Source organism: Streptomyces sp. TAA040, from assembly GCF_000424845.1.
The window spans coordinates 1-7,272 of sequence record NZ_AUKR01000049.1 but is presented as its reverse complement, the minus strand read 5'-3'; the positions used below and the strand labels follow the sequence as shown (position 1 = coordinate 7,272).

Annotated in this window: 6 protein-coding genes; 5 read left to right on the top strand and 1 reads right to left on the bottom strand. The window is 68.8% G+C overall.

Annotated features, from left to right (window positions below; translation table 11 throughout):
• Together H300_RS0121325 and H300_RS28490 are read left to right on the top strand one after the other, a co-directional pair.
• Nucleotides 1-199, top strand: a 199-nt coding sequence (locus tag H300_RS0121325; protein WP_028429005.1) for a transposase, incomplete at its 5' end; no start/stop codon positions are given.
• Entirely contained in the window at nucleotides 196-1,707 is a 1,512-nt protein-coding gene (locus H300_RS28490) for an MFS transporter (RefSeq protein WP_078516206.1), read from the top strand. The genes H300_RS0121325 and H300_RS28490, both read left to right, overlap by 4 nt.
• A 46-nt stretch (nucleotides 1,708-1,753) precedes the next feature.
• Here the strand turns inward: H300_RS28490 and H300_RS0121315 are convergent, their stop codons facing one another.
• A complete protein-coding gene (locus H300_RS0121315) occupies nucleotides 1,754-2,257 on the bottom strand; it encodes a GNAT family N-acetyltransferase (protein ID WP_028429004.1) in 504 nt (167 codons plus the stop codon).
• A 798-nt stretch (nucleotides 2,258-3,055) separates the two neighbouring features.
• Between H300_RS0121315 and H300_RS32720 the strand changes: the two genes are divergently transcribed.
• From H300_RS32720 to H300_RS0121300, 3 genes are all read left to right on the top strand, one after another.
• The gene (locus H300_RS32720) at nucleotides 3,056-3,577 is read left to right on the top strand and encodes an integrase core domain-containing protein (RefSeq protein ID WP_486583989.1); all 522 of its coding nucleotides are present in this window, start codon (nucleotides 3,056-3,058) and stop codon (nucleotides 3,575-3,577) included.
• Nucleotides 3,578-3,801: 224 nt separating this feature from the next.
• The gene (locus tag H300_RS0121305; RefSeq protein ID WP_037981425.1) at nucleotides 3,802-5,568 is read left to right on the top strand and encodes a transposase; all 1,767 of its coding nucleotides are present in this window, start codon (nucleotides 3,802-3,804) and stop codon (nucleotides 5,566-5,568) included.
• Nucleotides 5,569-5,620: 52 nt separating this feature from the next.
• The gene (locus H300_RS0121300; protein WP_051270267.1) at nucleotides 5,621-7,207 is read left to right on the top strand and encodes an IS1182 family transposase; all 1,587 of its coding nucleotides are present in this window, start codon (nucleotides 5,621-5,623) and stop codon (nucleotides 7,205-7,207) included.
• Nucleotides 7,208-7,272: the final 65 nt, after the last annotated feature.

Genomic DNA, 7,272 nt, shown 5'->3' with positions numbered 1-7,272 from the left:
CCGCCACCACGACGCCATCCGTGCCGCCTTGACCACCGGCATGAGCAACGGCCTGATCGAGTCCACGAACACCAAGACCCGCCTGATCATCCGCCGCGGCTTCGGCTTCCACACCGCAGACGCCATCATCGCCCTCGTCATGCTCACCCTCGCCGGTGACAACCCCCCCCTCCCCGGCCGCCAACCCGCCACAGAGTGACCCACACATACGGCAGGAGAGCCCTCTTTTACGCGGTGCCTTTCATCGCCGAGGACCTGAAACCGAGCAACACGCAACTGCTCTGGATCATGGACTCCTACGGCTTTCTCCTGGCTGGCCTGCTCCTGACCATGGGCTCGTTGGGCGACCGCATCGGCAGGCGCCGACTGCTGCTGATCGGCGCGGCCGCCTTCGGCGCCGCCTCGGTCTGCTCGGCCTACGCCACCACCCCTGGGACATTGATCGCCGCACGCGCTCTGCTAGGCGTGGCCGGAGCGACACTGGCACCGTCCACTCTGGCTCTCATCCGCAACATGTTCCGGGACGAGAAGGAGCGTGGCAGCGCGATCGCTCTCTGGACAGCCGGCTTCGCCCTGGGAGCGATGTTCGGCCCGCTGGTCGCAGGCGTGCTGCTGGAGAACTTCTGGTGGGGTTCCGTCTTCCTCATCAACCTGCCGGTGATGGCGCTGCTGCTGGTCCTGGGGCCGGCCCTGCTGCCGGAGTACCGCTCCGGGCGAAAGGAGCCCTTCGACTACGCGGGCGCGGTCCTGTCCCTGGCGGCCGTCCTGCTCGTCGTGTATGGGACTAAGCAGCTGGCGGAGGGTGAAAGGGACACCGTTCTCGCGCTGGGCTGTGTCCTGCTCGGCCTCCTGGTGGGTGTGCTCTTCCTGTACCGGCAGCACCGGATCTCCGTTCCCCTCGTCGACCTGACGCTGTTCCGCAACGCGGGCTTCAACGCGGCGATGGCGGTGGCGGCGGCGCTGCAGTTCGCCATGCTCGGTATGACGATGCTCACATCGCAATACCTTCAACTGGGGCTGAGCGTGGGCCCGCTGACTGCAGCGCTGTGGCGGTTGCCGGCGATCGCCACGCTGCTGCTCGGACTGGTCGCGGGCGGCATCCTGGTGCGGCGGACCAGCCCGGCCGCGGTGGTCGCGACCGGTCTCGCGCTGTCTGCCGCCGGGCTGGCCGTGATGACCTCGGTACCGTCCGGGTCGGGGCTGGCCCTCATCGTCACCGGGGGGAGTGTGGTGACGGCCGGCTGCGGGATGGTCGTGCCGCTCGCGACTACGCTCGCCCTGGGCGCGGCACCGCCGGAGCGGGCAGGGGCGGCGTCCGGACTGTCAGAGACCAGCAGCGAGTTGGGAGGAGCCTTCGGCATTGCCGCGCTGGGATCCGTCACGGCCGCCGTATACACCCGTCAGATGGATGACGGCGTGGCCGGGGGAGGTGGTGCGGGTGTCGTCGAGGGTGTCCGGGACACGCTGGCGGAGGCACTGAACGTCGCTGCCGGGCTGCCCGGCGCCGCGGGCGTCCGCCTGCGAGAGCAGGCGATCGAGGCCTTCACCGACGGCATGCGCGCGTCCTTCCTGGGCGGTGCCCTGGTGCTGGCGGCGGTAGCCGTCCTCGGGGCAGTGCTGCTGCGGCGTCCCTTCCCCAACGTCTCCTCTGGGCAATCCCCTGCGGACACGCCGGAGCTGGTGGATGGGAAGTCCGTCGATTCCTGAGCCTGCGGCCCGTGCCGCCCCGGTGGACGGGGCGGCACGTGAACCGTCACAGGTCGCGGCGCATGCAGCCCCTGGGCCACTCGTCCAGGCCGTGCGCGGCTTCGGCCGCCCGTAGGCTTCGCAGCCCGTCCGTCCATTCCGCTTCGGGCAGGTACCTGAATCCCAGCCGCTCGTAGTAGGGACCGTTCCATGCCACTTCGGTGAACGTCGTGAGGGTCAGCGCGGGGCAGCCCTTGTCCCGAGCCCAGCGCGCCACCTGTTCGATCAGCGCCTTTCCGATGCCCCTTCGCGCATGGGACGGGTTCACCGACACCTGTTCGATGTGGCCGTTGCCATCGATCACGTCTGTGATCACATAGGCGACGGGATGGCCGTCCTCGCGTACCCACACCCAGGCACGTTCGTCCTGTACATAGGTCTGAAGGGTCTCCAGGGACGGCGGCTCATCCTCGGCGACTCGCACCATGCCGATTTCCCGGAAGGGCTGGCCGGCAGCACGCTCGAGGTCCTGAAGTACTGGTAAGTCTGCGGCAGTCGCCAAACGGATCACGTAACTCCTCTTATTCCGCACGGAAGGACCGGACACGCATCACCGAGCGGGCGGCCCGGGCACTGTCGGGTCCGGTCCACGATCCCGCTCGGCCGCTGGGCAAGGATTCTAGAAGGCTCATGAAGATCTTGGGGTTCTGGTATTCGCGGTGGCAGCTACGGCAGGCGCCGGTCCAGAGCGCGAGGAGTAACTGCGGTGGAAGGCGACGCGGGCCGACAACAGTGTGTGCTCACCGTGGGGCGTGTGACGCCGCCTGTAGGGTTCCAGAAGTGACGTACAGTATCTGACCAGGCACTTTGCGACTCCGGGCGATCACGACAAGCTCGGGCCCCATGGCACTGCGCCTGCTCTACCTGGTCTTCCTCCGACTCCTCGGACTGCTCCTGCTGCTCTCCCGCTCGCAGCAGACCAAGGACGCCGAGTTGCTCGCGCTGCGCCACGAGAACGCGGTGCTGCGCCGACACCGCCTGTTCACACCCGGCGCCCTGCTCACCTGGCACCGGCGACTACTGCGCTGGAAGTGGAAGCAGAAAACCGCACAGACCGGCCGCCCGCCGATCTCCAAGGAACTCACCGCCCTGATCCTGCGCCAGGCTCGCGAGAACCCGACCTGGGGCTCAACCCGTATCCAGGGCAAGCTGCGGCGCCCGCGGCCACCGCGTCGGCGCCTCCACCATCCGACGCATCCTGCGCAGCGCCGGCCTCGGCCCCGCACCCAGACGAAGCCGCGGCGCCCCGACCTGGCGCGAGTTCGTACGCGCCCAGGCCTCCGGCCTGCTCGCCGCCGACTTCTTCCACGTGGACACCGCCGCGCTGACCAGGCTGTACGCCTTCGTGGTCATGGAGGTCGGCACCCGCACCGTGCACATCCTCGGCGTCACCGCCCACCCGACCGCAGCCTGGGCCACCCAGGTCTCGAGGAACCTCCTCGCCAACCTCCCAGACCGCGCCACCCGCTTCCGCTACCTGCTACGCGACCGCGACAGCCGCTACACCCAGGCGTTCGACGCCGTCTTCACCGCCGACGGCATCGAGACCCTGAAGAGCGCGCCACAGACACCGCGGATGAACGCCCACGTGGAGAGGTTCATCCGCAGCGTGCGGGCCGAGTGCACCGACCGGATGCTGATCTACAACGAGCAACACGCACGGAGTGTCCTCGCCGAATACGCCGAGCACTACAACTCCGGAAGGCCGCACCGGGCCCTGCACCTGCGCGCTCCCGCCGACGATCCGGACGTCATCCCCTTCCCCGCCCAACACATCCAGCGCCACGACGTCCTCAGCGGACTCATCCACGAGTACCGCGACACAGCCTGACGAAGATCACGACAGTCTGGCGAACGCCCAGCTCAACGCATGTGCGGGACTTTTGGCACCCAACAGGAATCCTCCACGAGTACCGGCCTGCGTCCTGACCTGCACGGACGAAGTTTCCGGCAAGGGCAGGACCCTGTTGCCCGTTTCCTGTTGGGCTGCGGCAGGCTTGTCTGGTGGCCGGTTGTCTTCCTCGTTCCCGGTCGCGGGTGGGAGGGTTCGTGTCGATGGAGCCGCAGCCGTGGCCGGAGCCGGCGCCGGAGGTGGCGCGGGCGGTGCGGGCCAAGTACCGCGGGCGTGAGATGCCGCTGCCGGTGGCGGCGCGTGATCGGTTCGGTGAGTTGTTCGCCGATGCGGAGTTCGCCGAAGCGTTCGGGGTGAGGGGGCCGCGGGGCTGGTCGCCTGGCCGTTTGGCGTTGGTGACGGTGTTCCAGATGGCGGAGAACCTGACGGACCGCCAGGCCGCTGAGGCGGTACGTGACAAGCTGTCGTGGGCCTACGCGCTCGGGCTGGGCCTGGAGGATGCTGGCTTCGACTTCAGCGTCCTGTCGCAATTCCGCACCCGGATCGCCGAGCACCAGCTGGAAGAGAAGGTCCTGGACCTGCTGCTGGCCAAGCTCAAGGAGATGGGGCTGGTGGGGGCGGGCGGCAAGCAGCGTACCGACTCCACCTCGGTGATCGCTGCGGTGCGGGATGTGAACCGGCTGGAGCTGGTGGGCGAATCGGTCCGCGCCCTGGTGGAGGCGCTGTCGGCGGCGGCTCCCGGCTGGCTGGCTCAGGTCATCGACGTGCCCGGCTGGTCACGGCGCTATGGACGCCGGATCGACTCGTGGAAGATGCCGGCATCGAAGTCCAGGCAGGACGCCCTCGCGGTGGACTACGCCCGCGACGGCTTCGCCCTGCTGAGTGTCCTCTACGCGCCCGGGCAGCCGGCATGGCTGCGGGAGCTGCCTGCCGTGCAGGTGCTGCGGTGTGTGCTGCTGCAGAACTACACCCGCGCCACCGCGAGGAACGGGCGGGAGGTGATCAAGCGGCGGGAGAAGGACACCGAAGGCGGTGACGGTATCCCGCCCGGCAGTATGCGCATGACCTCGCCGTACGACACCGACGCCCGCTGGGCCGCCAAGCGCGACACCTTCTGGAACGGGTTCAAGGTCCACATCAGCGAGACCTGTGCCACCGCGGCCGACGATGCCACCCGCCCCGCCCCCGTGCCGTCGCAGAGGGCTACGGCCAGGACGCCGCGCGGACGACAGCCCGGCCGGGCGCCAAGGCGCCCCAACCTGATCACGAACATCGCCACCACCACCTCGACCCTGCCCGACAGCAAAGCCCTGGAAGAGATCCACCAGTCCCAGCAACGACGCGGCCTGCTCCCCGACGAGCACTACCTCGACTCCGGTTACCCCTCCGCCGAACTGATCACCGGCTCCCGGGCCCGCTACGGCGTCGCCCTGATCACCCCGGTCCTACTGGACACCTCCCGCCAGGCCAAGGCCAAGGAAGGCTTCGCCGCCCACGACTTCACCATCGACTGGCAGGCCCAGCAGGCCACCTGCCCCGCAGGGAAGACCAGTGCCACCTGGAACCCGGTCGTGTACGAAGGCATCCCCAAGACCGTGGTCTCCTTCGCCGCCCTCGACTGCATCCCCTGCCCCTACCGGCAGCAGTGCACCAGCGCGAAGAAGAACCGCCGCCAACTCTCCCTGCATCCAAGGGAGATGACCGAGGCACTGCGGAGGACACGTACACAGCAGCAGACCAAAGACTGGAACACCGACTACGCGTTACGCGCCGGCGTCGAGGGCACCGTCCGGCAAGCCGCCGCAGTCACCGACATCCACCACGCCCGCTACCGCGGACTGGCCAAGACCCACCTCCAACACGTCTTCAGCGCCGTCGCCCTCAACCTGATCCGACTCCACGCCTGGTGGAACGGACATCCACTCGACCGCACCCGCACCAGCCACCTCGCCCGCCTAGAAGACTGCTGAAAATCTCGGGTTCTGGCCCCGGCTCGGTGGAGTCGGGGCCAGTCTTGTAGGCATGCAGGGGGAATGGGCCGGGGAGCTGGTTGGGCCGGATGTGTGGGAGACCTGCCGGGAGTTGATCCCGGCAGGGAGTGTGTTCGCGTTCCTGGCCGAGCATCGCGAGGTGCTGTTCCCGCCGGGGATGTTCGCGGACATGTATCCCTCGTCCAACGGGCGTCCGAGTCTGCCGCCGCAGGTGCTGGCCGCGACGGTGGTGCTGCAGAGTCTGCACGGGCTGTCGGACTTCGAGACAGTCCAGGAGCTGCGGTGTGACCTGCGGTGGAAGGCGGCCTGCGGGCTCGGCCTGTACGACACCGCTTTCGACCCGTCGCTGCTGACGTACTTCCGGCGTCGGCTGCGTCACTCGGCCGACCCGACGCGGATCTTCACTAAGGTCAAAGAGGTCGTGGCCGCGACCGGCGTGCTGAAGGGCAAGCAGCGGCGGGCGCTGGACTCCACCGTCCTCGATGACGCGGTGGCCACCCAGGACACCGTCACCCAGATCATCTCCGCCGTCCGCCGGGTGATCCGTGAGGTCCCCGGCGCGGAGGAGATGGCGCAGCAGTGGTGCACAGCGCACGACTACACCGACCCGGGCAAGCCGAGGATCGCCTGGGACGACGAGCAAGCGCGCGCCGCGCTGGTCGACGCGCTGGTCACCGACGCCCTCAACCTGCTCGGGCACCTGCCCGAACAGGGACTGGGCGAGAGGGCTGCGAACGCGGTGGGCCTGCTGGCCCTGGTCGCGGGCCAGGACGTGGAGCCGCCCGAGGACTCCGACGGGCGCGACGGCCGCTGGCGCATCGCCCGGCGCACGGTGGCGGACCGGACCGTGTCCACCGTCGATGCGGACGCGCGGCACATCCACAAAAACCGAACTCGTCACCAGGACGGTTTCAAAGGGCATGCGTCCTTCGAGCCGGAGACCGGGCTGTTCACCGCGGTTGCCCTCACCAGCGGCTACGGCCCCGACAACCACGAGGCCGCTGTCGCCTGCGATCTGCTGGCCGACGAGGACGAGGGCAGTGAGTTAACCGTGCTCGGCGATTCTGCATACGGCACCGGCGACCTGCGCGCACACCTGACCGCCGACGGCCACACCCTGGTGATCAAGCCGCCACCGCTGCGGCAGGCCATCCCCGGCGGCTTCACCATCGACGACTTCCACATCGACTCGGCGGCCGGCACCGCGACCTGCCCGGCCGGACACACCGCCAACCTCGGGCAGGTCAAGGCGGACGGCGCTCGCACCGCCCAGTTCAAGCGCGTGTGCGCCGACTGCCCCCTGCGCGGACGCTGCACCACCTCCAAGACCGGGCGCAACCTCAACGTCCACCCCCAGCACGAACTGCTCACCGCAGCCCGCCACCAGGCTGCCACCGACCCCGTCTGGCAGGACGAATACCGCAGATGGCGGCCCCCCGTCGAACGCGCCATCGCTTGGTTGGTCGCCAAGGGAAACCGCCGGGTCCCCTACCGCGGCGTCATCGCCAACAACCTCTGGCTCCACCACCGCGCCGCCGCCCTCAACCTCCGCCGACTGATCAACCTCGGACTCACCCGGGCCAACGGCAACTGGCACCTCACCCCCGCCACCGCATAAGCAAGAAGGGCCGCCCGGCCTACGGCCGGACAGCACCCGACAAGATCTTCAGCAGTCTTCTAGAC

Bases quoted from the DNA above. Each gene is read 5' to 3' on its own strand.
- H300_RS0121300 (WP_051270267.1), top strand. From the start codon at position 5,621: ATGCAGGGGGAATGGGCCGGGGAGCTGGTTGGGCCGGATGTGTGGGAG.
- H300_RS0121305 (WP_037981425.1), top strand. From the start codon at position 3,802: ATGGAGCCGCAGCCGTGGCCGGAGCCGGCGCCGGAGGTGGCGCGGGCG.